Raw genomic sequence first — 19155 nt, forward strand, 5'->3', positions numbered from 1 at the left:
CCGATTCATTTCACGGCTTTGAGTTCGGTGATGTCACCGATCTCGCGGCCGAGTCCGCGATCCGTGGCGTTCTTGATCAGGACGGCCGCAAGCGCGAGGTCCTGGAGAGCGGTACCGACCGACTTGAAGATCGAGAGGTCCTTGTCCCCACCGTCGGCACCGAAGTTTCCGGTCCAGTCGGCCATGGAAACAAAGGACTCCCGCTCGACGGCGCCTGCCGTGATGGCTGACGTGACGTCCCCTGACTCGGCAACCACCGACTCGAGGTCGTCCACCAAGACGGTTCGGGCGCGGGCGAAGGTTGCAACGTCGAGCTCACGCAGGTCTGGCCGAGTGGAGCCGATCGAGAGCACGACGGCGTCCGGCGCGAAGCTCGTTCCGTCGACGACCGGCTCGGTGGCCTTCGTGCACAGCACGGTGACCGGGCAGACGCTGGTCACATCTTCGACGCGATCGACCGGCTCGACCTCGAGGCCGAGATCCTTACCGAGCCGGTCGGCGAATTCCTGCCGCTTTTCCACCGACCGGCTGAAGACATGCACCTTCGTCAGCGGCCAGAGCTGCGCGAAGGCGCGCAGGTGACCCTCGGCCTCGAACCCCGTGCCGATGATGCCGAGCACGCTGGTTCCCTCGGGACGGAGCAGGTTGCCAGCCAGCGCGGTCGTCGCCGCAGTACGAAGCCGGGTGACCTCGGACGCGTCGAGCATCGCGAGCAACTCTCCGGTCTTCTGCAAATAGACCAGCAGCAGGTACCGATTCCCGACACCCTTGGCCAGGGTCATGATCTTGGCGCCCATGTACTCGTCGAGCGCGGCCGGCATTGCCCGGAAGAAGCCGGTCGGCACGTTGACATCCATGCGCGTGGGAAGCTGAAAATTTCCCTGCCGCTGACCATCGAGCGCCAGTTGCGCTGCATCGTAGGCGATTTGCTCGTCGCAGAGCTGCTTGATCACAGCACTGTCGAGGTGGAGGGTCATCGCGCCCTGCCGGTGTAGAAGTCGTCGTCGTTGGCGGGCAGGTCGTATCCGGACGCGGCGAGTCCGGCGCGCAGCGATTTCATCTGACCCGGTGCCAGGCGCATCGTCGGCATGCGAAGGAGGCCGCCGTTGAAGCCGTTGAGCCAGCTGAGATACTTCCAACCCTGACGGTGAATGAGGTTGGCGCCTGGGAACGATGCATGGAATGCGCCCTTGGCTTCACGAGCTGCGTTGTAGCTCCAGAAGATCTCCATTGCCTGGTCGAACTTGTCCGCGACGAGGGCGTCGATCAGCTTCGGAACACGGTCTCCGTAGGACTCGTACGCGCTGGTGCCCCACCACCGCGTTCCGAACAAACGGTTCTGCGCCGGGATCTGCTGCTCCTGCGGGTATTCCACCACGAGGTTGTCGCCGACCTTGTCGACGACCTCGGTGAGGGCGGAGAACAGAGCCGAGCCGCCGCCCTCGAACTTCAGTGCGGCCGCCGATTCGATCTTGCTCATCTCTTCGAGCGCCTCCACCGGGAACCCGGTCGGCGACAACGGCTTGAAGCCCCACGTCGTCGCCGCGAACAGGATCATCGCGAGATCACTGCTGTCGGTGACATATCGAGTGTGCTCGACGATCTCGGCGGCACTCTTGGGGCGGAAGCTCTGCGGGTAGGACAGCAGACCCGCCTCGATACCAAGGTTCTCCGACAGCTTGGCGATCTCCACAGCCTGATCGACCGTGTCGAAGCTCAGGTGCGAGACGATCCGAAAGCCCTCCGGAGCGGTCTCCGCGGCAACCTCGAGGAAGCGCTTGTACTCGTCGAACGTCGTCCCGCTTTCCGATGCGACGAGCGTGCCCCAGAAGCCCAGCTTCGCGGCGTGATTGATGTCGTGACGAATTCCGGCCTCGTTCAGCCCGGCGAAGTCCTCGGTGAAGGAAGGAAGCGTGACGCTGCACGCACCGACCCACTCATTCTTCGCGCGATCCTTGATTTCACCGCGGTTATAGGAGAGTGCCATCGTTAGCTGCCTTTCGTAGTGGAGTGAGCGATCGAGATGGGCTCGTAAACCCAACGGCCACTGGTGAACCATGGCCGCCCAGCGAGCGAATCACGCCGAGGAGTGTTCCGGGCCGCTTCCCGCTCGGGTGCGTCCAGCACCGCCGGTGAGGCGATCTCGTGGAGGGCGAGGTGCGTCCAGGCCGGTCCGTCGAATCCAGGGCGGACGAGGAACCGGCGTACTCGGAGCCAGCCGGGAACCTTCATGAGCAGTGGGACGTGCTCCTCCTCGTACCAGCCTTCGAAGTCCGGTTGATCGCTGGCCGGGACGTTGAATGCCACGACGAAGAGCGTGTGGTTGCTACCGGTGAGGTCCGAGGGCGTGCCCTCCGGTGCGGTGTCGGAAATCTGGTCGGTGATGTAGCGGGTGAATCCGGTGACGGAACTGAGCATCCGCGCCGTGCGATCTGACGGGTCGGACTTGAGCTCCTTGTACTCCGGTGTCTCAAGCGCGTCCATGTCGTCGATGAAGTACGTTGCCAGATGCCACGGATCGGCATCGGTTCGGTACCTCAGCGCGTGTGCGAAGCCCGGAATCGCCATCCGCACCGGGATGTGCTCGGTCTCGTACCAGTCCTCGAAGTCCGCTTCCCAGCCCTGCGGTGGTGCCATCTGGGAGAAGAGAAGTCCCTTGCTCATCGGAGGCCGTCTCCGATCGCGTCGGACTTCTTCAGGCCGCCGATGCGGTGGTGGACCCGGCCTCGGGTCGCCATCGCGGCGATGACGGCGATCTCGTCGGGACGGGGACCGGTCGGGATCGACAGTGTGATCGCGTCGTAGAACTCGCGTACGAACAGCGCCTTTTTGTAGGCCAGCGGGACGTCGATCTGGGTGCCGGCCGTGCCCATCTTGGTTGCGGACGTCACCCAGCCGGTGCCACCGATACCGTTGCGCATCGCGTCGCCGAAGGGGGTCGTCAGGCAGGCAACGCCGTGCTCCTGCTCACCGGCAAGGCCGATGATGGCGCCCTTGCCGCAGCTCTCGGCCTCCCGGCCGCCGAGCGCTGCCTTGCACCGCTCGACCAGCTCCACCGCCAGGGCACCGCTGGGCTCGAGCAGCTCGTCGAGGTTCTCGCTGTACCGGCCGACATACGGGTTCGCGATCACCGCGGTGACCGCCGCCTTGATCAGGGGTTCCGCGACGGCGGGACCACCGTCGGCGTTGATCTGCTCCACATGCGTGTACCAGGCCCGGACTTCGAAGTCGCTCATCAATCGTTCCTTCTCGTAATGGTTCAGTGGCCGCCGGCAGACGGCGCGGCGGAGGATCCTATGACTCCGACAGTCCGGCGCGCGGCGGGTGTGTTGCGGCTCTTGGTGAATCGGACGACGCCGTCGGTGATCGCCGCGCAAACGCCGGGTACGTCGCCGACCTCCAGCGCTTCGGCCCAGGTCTCGCCGAGCGAACCGAGTGGCGCATCCAGGATCAGCAGGTCCGCCGGGCGCCCGACGTCGAGCCGTCCGGCGTCGAGTCCGTATACATCGGCGACCTGACCGGTCATGCTGGCGATCGCCTGCTGCCAGGTGAGCCCGCCCAGCGATACCAGCTCGGCGGTGAGGTGCCACAGGGCAAGTGGCACAACGCCAGTGCCTGTTGGCGTGTCGCTCGCGATCAGGATCCGATGTTCCTGCCCGTGCTCCCTGGCGAGGCGACACAGGTCGAGTGAGGAGCGGAGGTTGCCGGCCATGACGAGCTGGAGAGCCATGTCGCTCTCGCGCACGAGCCGCTCGTTGTCCTCCTTGCTCATCGCTGTCGGCCCGCCGTTTGCGTGGAAGGAGACGTTCGGGTCGATCTGGAGAAGCGACTTGGCGTCCATCCGCTCGAGCGTGCCCGGGATCGACCCACCTCCCGTGTGGACGTTGACCACGATGCCGGCCTTACGTGCATCGCGGACCAACGGCACGTAGTCGAGCGGTGACGAGACCGCACCGAAGCCGCCCTTGGCGAGCCACACGCCCTGCTCCCGGAGATAGGCGAAATCGTCGTAAGTCAGGCCTGGTTCGAGGATCACCGAACCCGCGTGAACGGTCATTCCTCCGGGCCGGTAGTGCTGATAGGAACGCTGAGCCGCGACGGCCAGCGCCTTGACGCCCTCGGGATCGGTCGGGCGGCCGGGCACGTGCACTTCACTGGCACTGATTGCGCGGGTGACGCCGCCGTGTACGTAGCTGTCGAGGAAGCCCACCGTGTTCTGGCGAGGCGTGTAATCCCCGAAAGTGGTGTGCACGTGGGAATCGATCAACCCGGGAACGACGCCGGCGCCCTGGGCGTCGATTACGACGTCGTGGGCGTCAACGTCGACCTCTTCGCTCTGGCCGATCCAGGTGATGACACCGTTGTCGCAAACGATTGCGTCGCCTGCAAGCGGTGTTCCTGCTGCGTCACCTATGTGGCTGAGGCCGATGGACCTGATCGCCAGGCTCACGGGGATCTCCTTGTCGTTGGGACTGCGACAAAGGTGTCCACAGTCAACTGTATACAGTATAGGCGAAGCATTTAGATGTCCAGCACCCGCGACACGGCTAGTCCTCGATCCGGATGGCGTTCATGGGGCAGACGGGGATTGCCCCCTGCACGGCAGCCTGCTCTTCGGCGGTCTCTGCGGTGGCCCGCAGCAGGAGTACCTGGCCGGAATCGTCCAGGTCGAAGAAGTCAGGTGCGGCGGTGACACAGTTTCCATAGCCTTGGCATATGCCGAGGTCGACGACGACTTTCATCAGAGAAATACTCCTAGATTCTTGGTGCTCATCGACGACTGGTCGATGATGATGCGGCGCTTGGAGATCAGCCAGCTTTCGTCCTCGCGCCGCAGGATATCCTGCCGTTCTCCCACGATCAGGTCGAACTGGCCGAGGTCACCCCGACTGCGGTAGAGCAGAAAATTGGTTCGGACGGCCAAGGTGCCGTCCTGCTCGCCGGGCCGGACACGGACGTTCGTGACCAGGCGGCGGGTGTGTGACGGCGGATCCTCCGCCCAGGCGACATCGGTGCGTAGTCGCTTCGCGCGCAGCACCAGGGACGCCTTCGTGTCATCGAAATGGCCGAGCTCATCGATGATGTCGGGAGCCGGGGACTTGCGGGTCACCCGGATCGGGGCCGTGTATTCCGCCTCGGCAGCGAACAGGTCGACCCACTCCTCCCAGCACCGCTCATCGAGCAACTCTGCCTCATAGGAGTAAAAGTCCTGGACCTCGATCCGCGTGGCGAGATCGATCGCGGTTTTCCGGATCACTTGTGCCCCTCCAGGATCTGGTCGCGCCACACCTTGTAGTACGTGCGGGCTGCGGATTCGCTGAACTTTCCGTCGTATACGTCACCAGGTCCCGGGAATTCGTCCTTCTCCAGGGTGGGCATGTTCAGCCCCATGCCGTAGTTCAGCACGAACTCCTCGTTGCGATACAGCGCAGCGTCCGACGAACGTGTCTGCATCTCCCAGTTCTCCGTGTCGTCCTGGTCGAACATCCCCGACGAGCTGAAAGTCTGCGTGTACATACGCCTGCCGAGCTTCTTCCACCACTCCGGAGCGTTCTTCTCCACGAAGTGCCACGACCACACCTGACACTTGTTCGCTCCGACGGGCTGCCACACCCGCAACATCGCGCCCGAGACCCGACGGCCCTCGACCTCGATGAAGTTGGGGATCAGGAACGTGAAGTTCGGGAAGATGTTGCCGTGCAGGTTCTTCAACCGTGACAGGGTCTGATTCTGCCCGTCGTCGAGGTTCACGGCATACTCGTCGGCGAGCTCCTCCGGGAAGTAGCTGTGCCCGTCGAAGTGCACACCGACACCGAGCCCGTGACCGCCGCCGGCGTCGACGTGGTAGCCGTCCCGCCCGAAATCGACGCCCTTGACCATCCCCAGACGCTGGAGGAACGAGTGAGCCGTCGCAGTGTGATAAGCGTCCGACGCGAAGTTCTCCGCGGGAAGTCGCCAGTTCGTCGGCACCATCCAGCGCTCCGGATGACCGACCACCTCCATCTCGGCGCGACCGACAACCAGGTCCAAGTACCACTTGGAGTTGCCGAGAAACTCGTCCAGCGACGGCCCGCTCTTCGCCCAGGTGGCGAAGATGAGGCCCTTGTACGTCTCGCAGCGGGCCTCGACGAGATGGAGCGCGTCACGGTCCAATCCCTCTGGATACGCGACTCGCTCGAAAGGGGCTCCCATGAAGGTGCCGAGGAAATTCCCCTTCGAACCGTAGGTGAACCCGTGGTACGGGCAACGCCAGTTGTTCACCTCACCGAAGTCCTCACACGCCAACCGCATACCGCGGTGGCGACACGCATTGAGGAACACACGGACGATCGAGTCGTCACCGCGCCCGACGATCACGGACTCCTCGCCCATCGTGCGCGTCACAAACGAGCCCGGCCTGGGAATCTCCGAAACATGGCCGAGGAACAGCCAGTTACGGCCGAAGATCCGCTCGACCTCCAACTCGTACACGCCAGGGTCGGTGTAGGTGAACATCGGAATCTGACCACGCTCCGGCACTACCGTCTTGCGAATGCGGCTCTCGATTTCCGCTCGGCCCTGTGTGTCATATCGACTCATGTAGACAGAATACACTTTTTCAGTGGGGACGCCTAGAGTCAGCAGAAGAATTCCAACCTGACTCGCAATCTCCTCAATCATGCTCTCGCCGTGGCTGTCGAGAGCCGTAGGGCACACCTGCTCGGCCTAGGGTTTCCACCTCAAGCGGTGCGATCAGACGGGTAACTGCCCACGTCCGGCATCATCTGGCGAGCGACGTAATGGGGTGCGGCGAGCCTGGCACACCTTGCTACTGCACCCGAGGACCGCAGCCATTCGCTCCGCGGTCCTCATCACCGCCTTTCAAGAAGAATCCGGCACGAGCTAGCTGTGAAGCACCCCGCTCACACTCGTGCGGGACGACTATCTCGCCAACGTGGCGGCCCAAACGCGAGAGGGCTACGGACGCTGGTCGACGACATCGCCTCGGGCGTACTCTCCCGTCGCCGTCCCCACGGTGGGAGGAGTCCGGCATCTGCCCTGGCGCAGCGGTACGGCCGCAGCGATGGCAACGCCGAAGGCCGGGGCACACCAGGGTCGTGTCGCCCAGGCGGGCCCGTCGAAGCGGAGGCGCCCAATCGGCCTCGCCGGTGCTGTTCCTCGAACGCTCGGCCAAATTTCGGCAGCCTTCAAGAGAATTAACCAAGAACTGCGAGCACGTGCCCCTCACGGCGCCGGCGACAGTGCACGCCGACTCGCGATTGCCACTGGTCGGCACTTGTATGTGCGCACATCCTCCGCGCCGGCAAGGATCGCGGAAAATGAGCCAAAGGTCGTTACCGGTCCACATCCTTCACGCTACTTTGACCTGGCGACTGAGGAACCACCGTCTCCACACCGGCCCCGACGCTCCGCACGCGATCGCTGCGTACTCGCTTGTGAGACCCTCGGCGATCCTGCCCAGAACGCCCGCTCGAGATCTCGGCGCACCGGAGGACGTCCCGGTGACCGCATCACCGCACGATCACCGCACGCCCCGTCAACGCTGCCGCCCACCGTGGTCGTCCCATTCCCACACCTCCATGATCGAGGTGTTGCTTCCACTGATTGAAGCTGTTCCGACTGTGCGTATCCGAGTGAATACCAACCTGGTGAAGTGCAATGGAAAGCAGTTCTCCGGCGGGTGCACAGCGCGTTCTTCCAGAACGCTGCTGACCAACGGAGTAGGGGTGGTTGTCATCACCCGCCAGCCCAAGATCCTGCACGTTGACGCAGAACGCGGTGTCGACGAAGCCGGCCAACGTCCACGCGTAGACATCCCACGCGGTCAGGTGTCAAGCAACCACCGGCCGCAACTCAAGCCGATGGTCTGGCCAGGCGGCGGAATCGTCCCAGGGTTCGTCGTGCCGCAGGCACCACCACAGGCGTCCGAGAAGCTTGTGGCGAGGTTGCGCAGGGCCGCATTGTGATGGTCGCCGGCGGCACGGCGTTTGTCGTAGTGCGCGCGGGCGCCGGCAGATTTGGTGAGCATTGCGAACGCCCACCAGGGACAGGGGTCGCCGGGGCGCTTGTTTCGGACCTTGCGTGCTTCACGTACTGCGAGCGCCCCGACGCGCTGGTGATCGGCGCCGCGCCCGCAGATGCCCGCAGCCCGCTCGGGTTCGGGAAACGGTCTCGGTCCTCACCTATCTCGGCGAGCACGCGGGCCGCAAGAATCGGTCGAGAACGGGTACCGACCTCAGGATCGGCGCCTGCGGGTGCGAATCAAAGGTGCGACCGAGTTCTTTCTCGAGTCCGTCGAATGGCCTGGTGCATCGAGGCGATGACGCCCAGTAGGCCAGTGGCCGCCACTCCAAGGGCGGCCTCGACCATGTGGTAGCTGGCGCAGCACCGGGGTCTTCAGATCGCTGAGGATCTGCTCGACCAGGCTCGGATCGTTGCGGGCGGCCGCTGCGACGCAGCAGAGCCTCGAGGCGACGACGGGTAAGCTTCTACCCGGCACCCGGCGTGGGGACCGCTAACGCTAACAGGACCGTCAGTGCCGCGCGGTGTTTGAGATTCGGGAATGCCTGCAGTGCTTGCGGATAGAACTCAAGCAACACCGAGCGAAGACGACTGATTGTTTGGTGCAGCGCCCAGACCGATTCCTGGTGTTGCGCCAGACGACCATGCGCAGGTATGGAAGGCGCGGGCCGACACTCCCGGGCGGAAGTAGGCGGTCCAGCCCCGCAGCACCTGGTTGAGCTTGTGCAGAAGGACTGCCAGCGCGAACAGCCTTCTCCGCGTCAGCTCGTCGCGGCCGACCACCCCCAGAGATCCTCTTCTCCCCCACCTTCCTGTTCCAACGTCGCTCACCACAAATCCGATCGATATCGCGCAGGATGTCGACGTTGGTCGATCGCAAGCCGAGGCCCCAATGAGTGCCTGCCGACGACGAGGCACCCCAAGGCGAGCCGGAGCTATTGCGCCCGCGCGCTCCACCGGCTCTCACGAGCCCTGCGCGCAAACAGCTCATGACTGAAGCGAAGCGGGGCGCAAGCGTTGACCGTCCGGACCATCCTTCATAACTCAATCGGGCTTCATAGCTCAATCGGGGGAATTACGATCGAGGTCCGGAGTCGCAAAGGCCCCGGCAGTGATGTCAGACAAAGCCTGCGCATCTCTCTACAAGAATAGGACCTCGGCTACGCCCTGGCCGAGCCTTCCGGGACGGCCGAACAGATGTTGCGGCAGATGGCATTTCACCCGGCGCCCTCCTGACGCAGCCGTCCCGCCTCGAGCACGGCCTCGCAGGTGTGTCGCACATGCTCCTCCGACGCAGCGCGGGCCCCTGCCGCATCCCCAGCCTCAATGAGGCGGAGGATCTCATCATGTTCTGCACAACTCTGACTAGGTCGATGCACTCCGTACCCCCGCGACCACAACCTCGTGTAACGCTCAGAGCGCCGGCGCAGCGGATCGAGCAGTTCGAACGCAGCTTCAGCGCCCGAAGGCTTGAAAAGCAGCTGATGGAACTCGGTGTTGAGCTCGAGCCAGGCTGAGTGATCTCCCTCGGCGCGGAGCCGCTCGTTGACGTCACGAGCGGCCGCAATCACGTCTGCGTCAATGTACGGGACGGCTTGCTCGACGAGCCAACCTTCGATCAGCGCTCGCAACGAGAAGACTTCGACCAGCCTTTCGGGGTCCGTACCTCGAACCACGGACCGCCGATGCGCACGAGACTCGATAAGACCCTCAGCTTGGAGCTGCCTGAGGGCCTCGCGAACGGGCACTCGCGACACGCCGAAACGTGCCGCCAGCTCGACTTGGTTCAATTCGACGCCATCGGGAATCTTCCCAGAATTGATGGCATCCCGCACCGCTTCAGCGATGTAATCAGCCGTGATTCGACGTCCCAAAAGGGTCGTCCCTACGTCGATGACTGACAGATCTATCGAGACTGACATGTACACAGAATACACAATCACCCCTGAACGGCAACGGGGCGTAAGACGCGCTGTTCCCGGAAACGATTCCGGAGAGAGCACGCCGCACGCATTGAGCGCTCACGATCCCGTGAGGCCTCCACCGATGCCGCTTCCAATGCTCGTTGCTGACCTCGTCGAAACCCTAGATGATCAGCGGCCGAGAGCGCCGGCATGCTGGACCCGCCCTGAGCCGCCCTGAGGACGACGACATCGAACACAAACCGCGACTGGATCCTGACTGCGGACGGCTGGATAAACGTCGCCGCAGACGAATTCGTGCGCTCGCGACACCCACCGACCCGCCGGGAGCGGGTGTCGATCCTGGACCGAACCGCAACCCGCCTCCTTCGATCCCAGCAGATGCCCTATTACCGCAGGTGGAAATGACGTTCGCGAAGGAGAACGCGCTCTGCTCCTGCAACCGACTCGATGCGAGGTTCGACCCCAACTACCATCACCCGCCCCCTGAATTCTTCGCCCAAAGCGATGTGTAGATCGACGGCGCATGGGCGGCCGAGGAGTCCGATCGGGCACGCACAGCAGCACCGGTCGATCTGGGTGCAACCCGGCGGTGAACGCACCATGGAAGCCCGCGAAAACGATGTCCGGCTGCATGGTCAGGTCGAGGATCTTCTCCATAGCCTGATCCGCGTCGGGAAACCTGGGCAGGTTGAAGCCTGTGCTCGGCACCATGACGTACTGTCCACCACCCCATTCACACACGACGAACGAGCGAGACGACCACCGTCCGCCGTCGACTTTCGCTCGAAGCTGGTTGCCGGCCCAGGTCAGGGCATCAACATTCCTCCATTGACGTGAAGCACTTGGCCCGTGATGTACGCAGCCCCGTCACCCAACAGAAACATGATCGGCGCGACCACATCGCGTACCTCACCGATACGCCCCATCGGTATTATTTTGGATTTGGTAGCTTCGTCGAAGTCCGCGTTGTTCTCGACCATTGCCGTACGCACGGGGCCCGGCGCGACACTGTTGCAGCGAATCCCTCGCGTTGCATACTCGAGGGCAATCGACTTGGTCAACGCTTCCACGCCAGACTTTGCAGCCGCATAATGCGCCCCTAGTGGGTAACCTTTCCTGCCCCACCCGCTCGAGAGCGTGACGATCGAGCCGCCGCCAGCTTCGATCATGCCCGGTAAGATGCTGCGGGACAGCAGAAATGCGCTGGTCAGCGAAACGTCGATAACGCGTTTCCACTCGCTCTCCGGCAGGTCGGTCAACGGAATCTCGCTGACAATCCCCGCTGCGCACACCAGTCTGGTGGGTGGGCCCAAAGCGCCCTCCACCTCTTGAACCGCTTCTTTCACAGCCTCGGCATCGGTGACATCGCATTTCACCGACATCGACGCATGCGAGGAATGTTGAAGATCCAGAACGGCGACATCCCAGTCCGCGGCCCGCAGGGCCTGTACGATCCCCTGCCCGATTCCACCGGCGCCGCCACTGACAACTGCAACTCCATTCATCGAGTCGCATCCTTACCCTTGTTGGAGCGTGCGAACACGCTGCGCGTGTACGCACAACCGACGCGGTCCTGCGCCGAATTTGTGTCGAACATTCGTACCAATTGTTCCTTACTCAATTCCCCATAGCTCCTTGAATCCGTCCTCGTATGCAGTGCCGTAAAGATCCGCGTAGGACGTGCCACTCGATTGAACAGTTTCCCGCGTGACGTAGCGGGTGGGCACTACCGGACTACCGGGCTCCTTGCCCAGCATTCCACGCATCACTTGGTTGAGCGCCAACCAACCGGTCTGGTAGTCACTGTTGCCGGCCACTCCTCCGACGATCGTGGTGCCGTCGATCAACTTGGCGACATCCGGCGGAGCGGAGGTCGTGAAGAACGCGAGATTGTCTCCCTCTCCGGCTTGCTGAGCTGCCGGCGTCATGGTCAGCGCCATGGTTGACAGGATGGGAAGCATCACGTTCGCGTCCCGGTACTTGGTCACGAGTGACGTTGTCAGGGCGGCAAGATTGCCGTTGAACCACTCCTCGAGTTGGACATGACGCGCATCAAGCACCTCACAGGTAGAACATTTGCTCAGCCCGTCCTCGATACCGGCAAGCACCGACGGACCCGGATCGATTCCGTCGGTGGTGACGATAACCGTCTTGGCGTCTCCACCCGTCTTCACGATTGCCCCCGCGGCGGCGAGTTGCCCGTTGAGATAATAGTCGGGCGCAGCGACTGCATACACTCCAGCACCACCCCCCTGCCCTGGTGCTGTCGGATCGGGTTGGTTGTTGCTCCCCGCTACCACAGGGATGTTGGCTGCGTCTGCGTCGGCGAGTTGCTTCGATACCAGTCCGATAGGGACACCGATAAGAATGACACCATCCATTTTAGTCGAAATTGCTTGGGCCACACCGGATGTCATCTCACTCGGTGCGTTCTTAGCGTCGTACAGATTCGTCTCGATGCCGACGAGAGACGCTGCCTCCTCGATCGCTTCGATCATGCTCACAAGCGCCGGCGTGGTCTGATTGGTGGTTACGAGGGCGATCCGCTTACCTCGGAGCGTCGACACGTCGAACGCGTCGTTCGGCGCGACAAACTCCGGCACTTCGCTGTACTTGTCCAACTCGGCTTGCGCCGCCTGCACAACTGGGTTGTCCGACAAGGCCGCTGCCTGCGCGCCGCTGTCCGAGGATTCGGCAATTTTGGACGACGAACAGGCCACAAGAGTCAGTGTCGTCGCTGCGGCAGCCAACGACAGGAAAAGTTTGCGTTTCACTGAGCCCTACTCTCTCTTTCATACGGTGGATCGGACCCCGCGAGATCGCGGGTTCCGTCAGATGCAACTTCAGTAGAGAATTTGGTGCACTGCATCTTTCGACGTGGTTGCAGTCGACACTTCTGCAACCTTCCGGCCACGACGAACTACGATGACCCTATGGACGTTTTCCCAGAGTTCGTTGAGGTCGCCGCACACATAGATCACCGCGAGTCCTTTCTGTACCGACGCTTTGTGCATGTGCGCCAACAGGTCTGCCCTCGCACGCACGTCAACTCCCTGCGTCGGCTCGTGGACCACCAAGAGGTCCGGATTCGCCTCGAGGCAACGAGCCAGGATGAGCTTTTGCTGATTCCCTCCACTGAGGGAGGTCATCGGGGCATCGGGACCCTCGCACTTGACCCCAAACGCGCGCACCGCTGTGGTGGTGCGCGCCCGCTCGTTTCGGGAATTTCGCATCAGACGGCCGAACCCACCGCGGTAGCCGAGCATGAAGTTCTCCAGCACCGACGCGGAAGGGATCAACGCTGTTCGATTTCGGTCGGCCGGGATCAGACTTCCCCCCGCTCGAGCGAAAGCACTTGGGCTGCTGACATTGCGCCCACGCAAGAGGACTCGACCGCGGCGGGCTTCGGATCCACTTCCGGTCAGTAGATACGGCGTCTCGTCGTATCCCGATCCAGGGACTCCGATTATTCCGACGATTTCTCCCTCGTCGACATGAAAATCGAAGTCCTCGACCAGGTCTCCGCCAAGGCCCTGGACGGCCAGAACCGGCGCGCTACCGGCGCTCGTAGCGACTGCTGGGATCGCCGGTGCCTCAGTCGCGACAGCACCGGTCATCAGCTCGATGAGGGCTCGGCGGTGCAGCCCGCTGGCCTCCTGAGTCGCCTTCGCCGAACCGTCGACGATGACGGTCACACGGTCGCTCAACTCCAGGACCTCGTCGAGATCGTGCGAGACCAGAAGAATACCTGTTCCCAGATCTCGCAACCGCCGTAGAACTGCGGCGAACCGACGTGCAGCCGAACCGCGCAGGACGCTGGTCACTTCGTCGACAACCAGCACCGCGTTCGTGGCATCGCCCATCTTGGCGAGTGCCCGCGCCACTGCAACGAACGCCCGTTGGTCGAGGGGGAGCTTGCTTACCGCGACGTCGGGGGGAATCGATACTCCGAGTTGGTCGAGCACTCGGTCCACTACCTCCCGCTCGCGGGAAGCGGAAAGGCGCCATTCTTTGAGAACACCACAGATGTTCTCCCGAACTGTGCCTTCCTCGAACAACCCCAAGTTCTGGTGGACGGTTCCCAAAGCCGTCGCGGAGTCCGATATCGTGACCGATCCCGAATCCGCCGGGTATGCCCCGGCGATGATTTTCACGATCGTCGACTTTCCCGAACCGTTAGCGCCAACCACTGCATGGATCTCACCGGCGCGCAAATCGAGCGAAGCCCGTCGCAGCGCATGGGTAGCGCCAAACCACTTGTCGAGTGCGTCCGCGCGAAGTAGAACCGCCGCGTCAGGCATGCGACACTCCAGCGCTTGCGGCGCTCACCGATGCACGTTTGGCCGCACGAGCCTTACGCAGCTTCACCACCTCGAACGCGCCCAGCGCCACGATGAGGAGGCCGCCGTTGAACAGGTAGCTGCTCCACTGAGGCACTCCCGCCATGTTGAGACCGATCAGGGCAGTTCCCAACACATACGCAGCGATGAACGTGCCGACTGCGTTGAATCGTCCGGGGACGATAGCCGACGTACCGAGGAATGTTGCGGCGAACGCTGGTAGCAGATAACCACCGGTCTGGGTGACACTTGCCCCTCCGTTTTGCCCCGTCAACATGACACCGGCGAAGCCCGCAAGCAGGCTTGCTATCCCCATGCTGCCTATGGTGAGCCGGCGTACTTTGATTCCGAGTAGAGAAGCAGCGTCCTTGTTCTGTCCGACGAAGAACAGCCGACGCCCGAGCAGACTCCCCTGAAGAACCGTGGTCGCCCCGATTGTCAATGCGACCAGGATGAAGAATGCAGTTTGAATACCACCGACGGTGCTGGAGAACAGATTCAGGAAGCCGGCGGATGTCGTGGTGATCGTCTCCGGTCCGACGATTGCCAGGCCCACACCGGTGGCGATCGTGCCGGTAGCCAGGGTGGCGATAATCGAGCCCATCCGTGCATAGGTCACCAGTAAACCGTTTGCCAGCCCGAAGACGAGCGCATATAGCAGGGCCGACGCAATTGCCACGACGGAGCTCGCCCCGTCGGCGGCCTGCAACGCAGCGATGCCCGCCGAACCGCCCATCACGCCTGCCACTGAGAGGTCTACCTGACCCACCACGGAGGCCACTGTCACCGCCAGCGCTATCACGCCGACCGTGGCCTGCGTGCTCAGCACCAGCCGCAGAACGTCACTGGAGAAGAAGGTAGAGCCATTGATGAGGGTGAAGACGATGACCAACGCCACGAGCACGACGACGAGGGACCCCTTCGCCAGCCAGGCGCCGAGGTCGAGACCTGTCTTATCGGTCGGGGTGTGCGTTTCGGTCGTCAAGCCCGAGGGGGCCGAGTCGATGCTCACGGAGGGACGCTCCTACAGTTCGAGGAATGACGACTGTATTCAGTCGTCAGGTCAACGTTATCTTGGTCACCCCCGGCCGTAAAGACCCAGTTCTTTTCGATCTTGTGTCACCGCGCCACGTATTTCTATGGCGCCGTGGAACGCGGGTCCGCTCATCGCTCGCAGCGCTGACCCGACCCTGTGATTTTCAGACTGCCGCGCGATTATGTGAGTCGAATCCACGAAACCGATCGAACTCCTGTAACCCAAAGGCACGCCGGCGGCCGAGAACGTTCGGGTTGCTCGCGGCGGCCGCCGGCGTCACTTGAACCCACGCCCGGACGGGGAGTCGATCGACATCATTCGCTAGCAATGCCTCTGAGAAATACATTCTGTCTATATGACGATTTGACATGCAAGCCCTCAGGGAGTCCGAGCGCCGCGCGGTGACGACTCGGTTGTCCGCGTATTCCTCAATGCGCGACCGTCACCGCGGTATGCGGTTGGCGTGTGAGGACTTCGGTGAGGTGAACAACTGGCGTTCCCCATTCCACGGGTTTACCTACAGTTCGAAGGGAAATTACCTCGGCACCTTCATGGGGCCGGTGAACGAGTCACGTACCCAGAGGGATTGGACTGTGACGCGCTCCACCTCGTCGAAGCCCGCTGCGAGACGTACAAGGTGGGCGTGGTTGATCTGCTGGCCGGTTTATCAGCTCGCCCGCGTTCGGTGTTCCTGGGTCGTGGCCGCGGCAGCCGGCGTGGCCCGGTTTGTCGGGGCCAGGCAGTCTGTGGCGGTTTGCAGTCGATGATGTTGCCCCAGACGGTTGTTCAGTCGGATTGTCGCGGACAGTGAACAAGCAGGTGGAGCATGGGTTTACGTGTAGGCCGGGCGAATCGGGCGGGCACGTTGACCAGGTGCCGGCGCAGTGTGCCACCGCGGGCGACGGCATGGCGGCCGCCGGCGGGCGTTCCGGCGGCGCACAGCAGGTTGTGCGCGATCGCCGCGCAGAGCGTCCAGGCACTGTCCGCCGAAGCGACCGGAGGGAACGAGAGCGAGTGGTACGTCGATGAGGTCCGCGAACACCGTTTCGACGATGGCATGTTTGCGGCGGATGACGTCAGCATCGACGGTCGGAAGATCGGAATTGGTGAAGAATGTCTAATATCGCCAGACTGGGAACAATGCGTCCGGATTGTTCGCGTCCTTGACCCGGCGCACGATCAGGCGGGCGGTGACCTTGTGGCGTCCAGAGAACGCGGTCTACTCGGCATCGGCATCGGAGATCCGCACACCGGTGTCGGGATCGGTCACCACACCGGGATCGTGCACCGGCATCCAGTCCGCTGGCGTCGATGCTGGCGATCGCCTGAGTGATGCGCGGATACGGGTCGTCAACAGAGACCTCGATGCCGGCGGCAACCGCAGCGCCGACGACGGCCGTGTTGGCGAACGCCGAATCGACGCGGGCCATGATCTTGCCGTTCGCGCCGCAGGCGCGGGCGGCGGTGATCGCCGAGCGCAGCTGGGAGGCGGCACCGCGCCCGGAGTCAGTCTTGCCGGCCCCGCAGCCGCATCTCCGCGACAACCGGGGCGCTCTCGGCGGAGGATCGTGACGTGAGAAACTTGATTGTCTCTCTACAGGCAGCGCTTTCGCCGTTCGCGCCCGTCACTCCCGCGGGACTAATCCACGGATTCCCGGCTAGAGAAGCCCACTCGACATGATGGCTTTCGACTACGGTATCCAACGGGTGAACATACACTTCGGCAATTCTTGTCCGGCACAGTTCTACTCTAACGCAGGCATATTCAATACTTGCATCACCATCGTCGAAACGCTGGCGATCCGATCTTGTGCGAATGTTTCGGTCGCTGCGAGGACACCACCGGCATCGTTCCGTTCGCCCGTCTCGTCGAGCAGGTCATGACCCAAGCGCCCTACGCGTCGGCGGAGCGAGTGTTCTGGATTGTGGACAACGGCTCGTCACACCGGGGGCAAGCGGCGATCGACCGGCTTGCCGAACAGTTTCCCAACGCGATCATGGTCCATACACCGATGCACGCGTCGTGGTTGAACCAAGTCGAGATCCTCTTCTCCATAGTTCACCGAACGATTGTCTCGCCCAACACCTTTACTGACACCGACGAAGTCGCCGCACGACTGGCGGCCTTCGAGACCCACTACAACCGGGCAGCCCAACCGTACAAATGGAAGTTCACCACCGCCGACTTCGCCGATCTGCCCGCCAGGCTCGACCGCCACGAACGCGACCATGATCAGCCCGACAAAACAACCGCTCAAGCCAGTGCCGCATGACCCCCGACGAACTTATGGGCGGAACCACTGAGGTGGAGTGAGGTTGCACTCAAAGCTCGACGCCAGAACCGACCGAACATGAATCCGATACGATGAACATCTCGAGCTTCCGGCCCAGTATATATTCTCGTGCATAACCAGTCACGTCACCACAATGTGGATTGAGCAAAGCAGATCCGTCCGAATTTCTCCGGGCGACGGCGGACACCTCGATCATACCTTCTCGGCACGTGCGGTGAACTCGCGGGCCATCCTGATGCGCACTCGCGCAAGCGCTCGCGGAATTCCGTAGCTCTGCGCGCCGATTAGTCGGTCGTCGCGGAAAGCCTCGATTGCAACGTTTCGACTGTCGGGATCGTGCTCAACGACGTCGAGTCGATCCGCGAGCGCTGGTATACCTACCGATTGAAGACGCGTGCCGCAATGATCTGACCAGAAGCTGGGAACCGCAGCGAAGGCCGTGTCGCTTCGGTGTCCGTACAGCAATGTTCGTGCTGCCGCGCGCCCCTGCTCGACGGCGTTCGACCAATGCTCGATCCGAACCACCCTGTCGTCGAACAACGGATTCGGCCAGCGGGCCACGTCGCCGGCAGCCACGACTCCGTCCAACGGTCCATCCGGACCCAGTACCGCACAATGCGCATCGCACAGGACTCCGTTCGTCAGGTCGAGGTCGTTGCCTGCGAGCCACTCGACGTTCGGGCTCGATCCGATGGCGACCAACATGGTGTCGTAGGCGAGCTCGGTACCATCGTCGAGCACCGCTTTGCCCTCGTGGGCGGCCTTGACGCTCCGTCGGATCCACAGATGGACGCCACGGGCTCGGAGCATCTCTTCACAGGTTGTCGACACCCGTTCTCCGGCAACGGAGAGTGGCGCATCCAGGCTGACGACGTCGACCTCGATGCCAAGGTCCACGGCCACCGATGCGACCTCGACCCCGATGAATCCGGATCCGACGATAAGGAGACTGCTGGACTTTTCCAAGGCTGTCTTCAACCCAAGCGCATCTTCCAGTTTTCTCAACTCGAATATGCGCTGCCCGTCGGGTATCAGATGAGGGAGGCGGCGAGGGCGCCCGCCCGTTGCGATTGCCAACGAGCCAAACTGTACTGTTCCACTATTTGTTTCGAGACGTTTGGACCGAAAGTCGACACTTTCCACCCGGGTACCCAGCGACCATTCGACGTTCTCGACGGTCGAACCCGACGGAAGAGCCAAGGACGCCGTATCGGCCGTACCGAGGAGCAACTCCTTGGACAGAGGAGGCCTGTCGTAGGGTTTGTGCAGCTCGTCTCCGATCACGATCAGACGATCCTGATAGCCTTCGTCCCGCAGCGCTTTGGCCGCACTGACTCCCGCCAATGATGCCCCTACAATGACTACGGGTTCTTCCATCGCCCTCTCCTACCATGAATGCATGCTGTATCTGAGATCTGTATTCGCTTGCCGCTTAGCTGCCCGCGCCGGAGAACGTTGGACAGCCGAGAGATGAGCGGCGCAATCATCGAATGCTACGCAACCCCGGTCGGTAGCCACGCGTCTGCCGAAATGCTCAT

General features: G+C 62.7%; 19 protein-coding genes and 1 pseudogene. 3 read left to right on the plus strand and 17 right to left on the minus strand.

Going from position 1 to position 19155, the window contains the following annotated elements:
• Positions 1 to 5: 5 nt before the first annotated feature.
• The 16 genes and pseudogenes from P3H15_RS39485 to P3H15_RS39560 form a co-directional block, all read right to left on the minus strand.
• Positions 6 to 977, minus strand: a complete 972-nt coding sequence (locus tag P3H15_RS39485; RefSeq protein ID WP_276142238.1) for an ornithine cyclodeaminase family protein — start codon at positions 975 to 977, stop codon at positions 6 to 8.
• The gene (locus P3H15_RS39490; RefSeq protein WP_276142239.1) at positions 974 to 1987 is read right to left on the minus strand and encodes a dihydrodipicolinate synthase family protein; all 1014 of its coding nucleotides are present in this window, start codon (positions 1985 to 1987) and stop codon (positions 974 to 976) included. The genes P3H15_RS39485 and P3H15_RS39490 overlap by 4 nt, the downstream gene beginning before the upstream one ends.
• Before the next feature lie 2 nt (positions 1988 to 1989).
• Positions 1990 to 2664: a DUF4286 family protein gene (locus P3H15_RS39495; RefSeq protein WP_276142240.1), complete on the minus strand. Its 675-nt coding sequence runs from the start codon at positions 2662 to 2664 to the stop codon at positions 1990 to 1992.
• Complete coding sequence (locus P3H15_RS39500; protein WP_276142241.1) at positions 2661 to 3236, minus strand: amino acid synthesis family protein; 576 nt, start codon at positions 3234 to 3236, stop codon at positions 2661 to 2663. The genes P3H15_RS39495 and P3H15_RS39500 overlap by 4 nt, the downstream gene beginning before the upstream one ends.
• 23 nt (positions 3237 to 3259) lie before the next feature.
• Positions 3260 to 4450: an amidohydrolase family protein gene (locus tag P3H15_RS39505; RefSeq protein WP_276142242.1), complete on the minus strand. Its 1191-nt coding sequence runs from the start codon at positions 4448 to 4450 to the stop codon at positions 3260 to 3262.
• Between the two features lie 97 nt (positions 4451 to 4547).
• Entirely contained in the window at positions 4548 to 4742 is a 195-nt protein-coding gene (locus tag P3H15_RS39510; protein ID WP_276142244.1) for a ferredoxin, read from the minus strand.
• On the minus strand, positions 4742 to 5257 hold the full coding sequence (locus tag P3H15_RS39515) for a 3-phenylpropionate/cinnamic acid dioxygenase subunit beta (protein WP_276142245.1): 516 nt from the start codon (positions 5255 to 5257) through the stop codon (positions 4742 to 4744). Before P3H15_RS39515 ends, P3H15_RS39510 begins: the two co-directional genes overlap by 1 nt.
• The gene (locus P3H15_RS39520; protein WP_276142247.1) at positions 5254 to 6579 is read right to left on the minus strand and encodes an aromatic ring-hydroxylating dioxygenase subunit alpha; all 1326 of its coding nucleotides are present in this window, start codon (positions 6577 to 6579) and stop codon (positions 5254 to 5256) included. The genes P3H15_RS39515 and P3H15_RS39520 overlap by 4 nt, the downstream gene beginning before the upstream one ends.
• Before the next feature lie 1065 nt (positions 6580 to 7644).
• Positions 7645 to 7811, minus strand: a pseudogene (locus tag P3H15_RS39525) (IS3 family transposase); the annotation flags it as partial.
• Positions 7812 to 7854: 43 nt separating this feature from the next.
• Positions 7855 to 8199: a hypothetical protein gene (locus tag P3H15_RS55880; protein ID WP_276142248.1), complete on the minus strand. Its 345-nt coding sequence runs from the start codon at positions 8197 to 8199 to the stop codon at positions 7855 to 7857.
• A 390-nt stretch (positions 8200 to 8589) separates the two neighbouring features.
• Positions 8590 to 8979 carry a group II intron maturase-specific domain-containing protein gene (locus P3H15_RS55570; RefSeq protein ID WP_346348828.1) on the minus strand — a complete coding sequence of 130 codons (390 nt, stop codon included), beginning with the start codon at positions 8977 to 8979 and terminating at the stop codon, positions 8590 to 8592.
• Positions 8980 to 9239: 260 nt separating this feature from the next.
• Positions 9240 to 9944, minus strand: coding sequence for a GntR family transcriptional regulator (locus tag P3H15_RS39540; RefSeq protein WP_276142249.1), 705 nt, complete (start codon positions 9942 to 9944; stop codon positions 9240 to 9242).
• A gap of 809 nt (positions 9945 to 10753) precedes the next feature.
• On the minus strand, positions 10754 to 11452 hold the full coding sequence (locus tag P3H15_RS39545; RefSeq protein WP_276142250.1) for an SDR family NAD(P)-dependent oxidoreductase: 699 nt from the start codon (positions 11450 to 11452) through the stop codon (positions 10754 to 10756).
• 108 nt (positions 11453 to 11560) lie between these two features.
• A complete protein-coding gene (locus P3H15_RS39550) occupies positions 11561 to 12721 on the minus strand; it encodes a substrate-binding domain-containing protein (protein WP_276142251.1) in 1161 nt (386 codons plus the stop codon).
• A gap of 69 nt (positions 12722 to 12790) precedes the next feature.
• On the minus strand, positions 12791 to 14248 hold the full coding sequence (locus P3H15_RS39555; protein ID WP_276142252.1) for an ATP-binding cassette domain-containing protein: 1458 nt from the start codon (positions 14246 to 14248) through the stop codon (positions 12791 to 12793).
• On the minus strand, positions 14241 to 15299 hold the full coding sequence (locus tag P3H15_RS39560) for an ABC transporter permease (RefSeq protein ID WP_276142253.1): 1059 nt from the start codon (positions 15297 to 15299) through the stop codon (positions 14241 to 14243). The genes P3H15_RS39555 and P3H15_RS39560 overlap by 8 nt, the downstream gene beginning before the upstream one ends.
• A gap of 970 nt (positions 15300 to 16269) precedes the next feature.
• On the opposite strand from P3H15_RS39560, the gene P3H15_RS39565 reads away from it, so the two are divergent.
• From P3H15_RS39565 to P3H15_RS39575, 3 genes are all read left to right on the plus strand, one after another.
• Positions 16270 to 16656, plus strand: a complete 387-nt coding sequence (locus tag P3H15_RS39565) for a hypothetical protein (protein ID WP_276142255.1) — start codon at positions 16270 to 16272, stop codon at positions 16654 to 16656.
• A 32-nt stretch (positions 16657 to 16688) separates the two neighbouring features.
• Positions 16689 to 16895 carry a hypothetical protein gene (locus P3H15_RS39570; protein ID WP_276142256.1) on the plus strand — a complete coding sequence of 69 codons (207 nt, stop codon included), beginning with the start codon at positions 16689 to 16691 and terminating at the stop codon, positions 16893 to 16895.
• 200 nt (positions 16896 to 17095) lie between these two features.
• Positions 17096 to 17596, plus strand: coding sequence for a transposase (locus P3H15_RS39575; RefSeq protein WP_276142257.1), 501 nt, complete (start codon positions 17096 to 17098; stop codon positions 17594 to 17596).
• A gap of 213 nt (positions 17597 to 17809) precedes the next feature.
• Here P3H15_RS39575 and P3H15_RS39580 read toward each other — a convergent pair whose 3' ends face one another.
• Positions 17810 to 18994 (minus strand): NAD(P)/FAD-dependent oxidoreductase, encoded by a 1185-nt coding sequence (locus P3H15_RS39580; protein ID WP_276142258.1) that lies wholly within the window; start codon positions 18992 to 18994, stop codon positions 17810 to 17812.
• Positions 18995 to 19155: the final 161 nt, after the last annotated feature.

This window comes from Rhodococcus sp. T2V (assembly GCF_029269925.1).
In the GTDB taxonomy this organism is placed as follows: Bacteria; Actinomycetota; Actinomycetes; order Mycobacteriales; family Mycobacteriaceae; genus Rhodococcus_F; species Rhodococcus_F koreensis.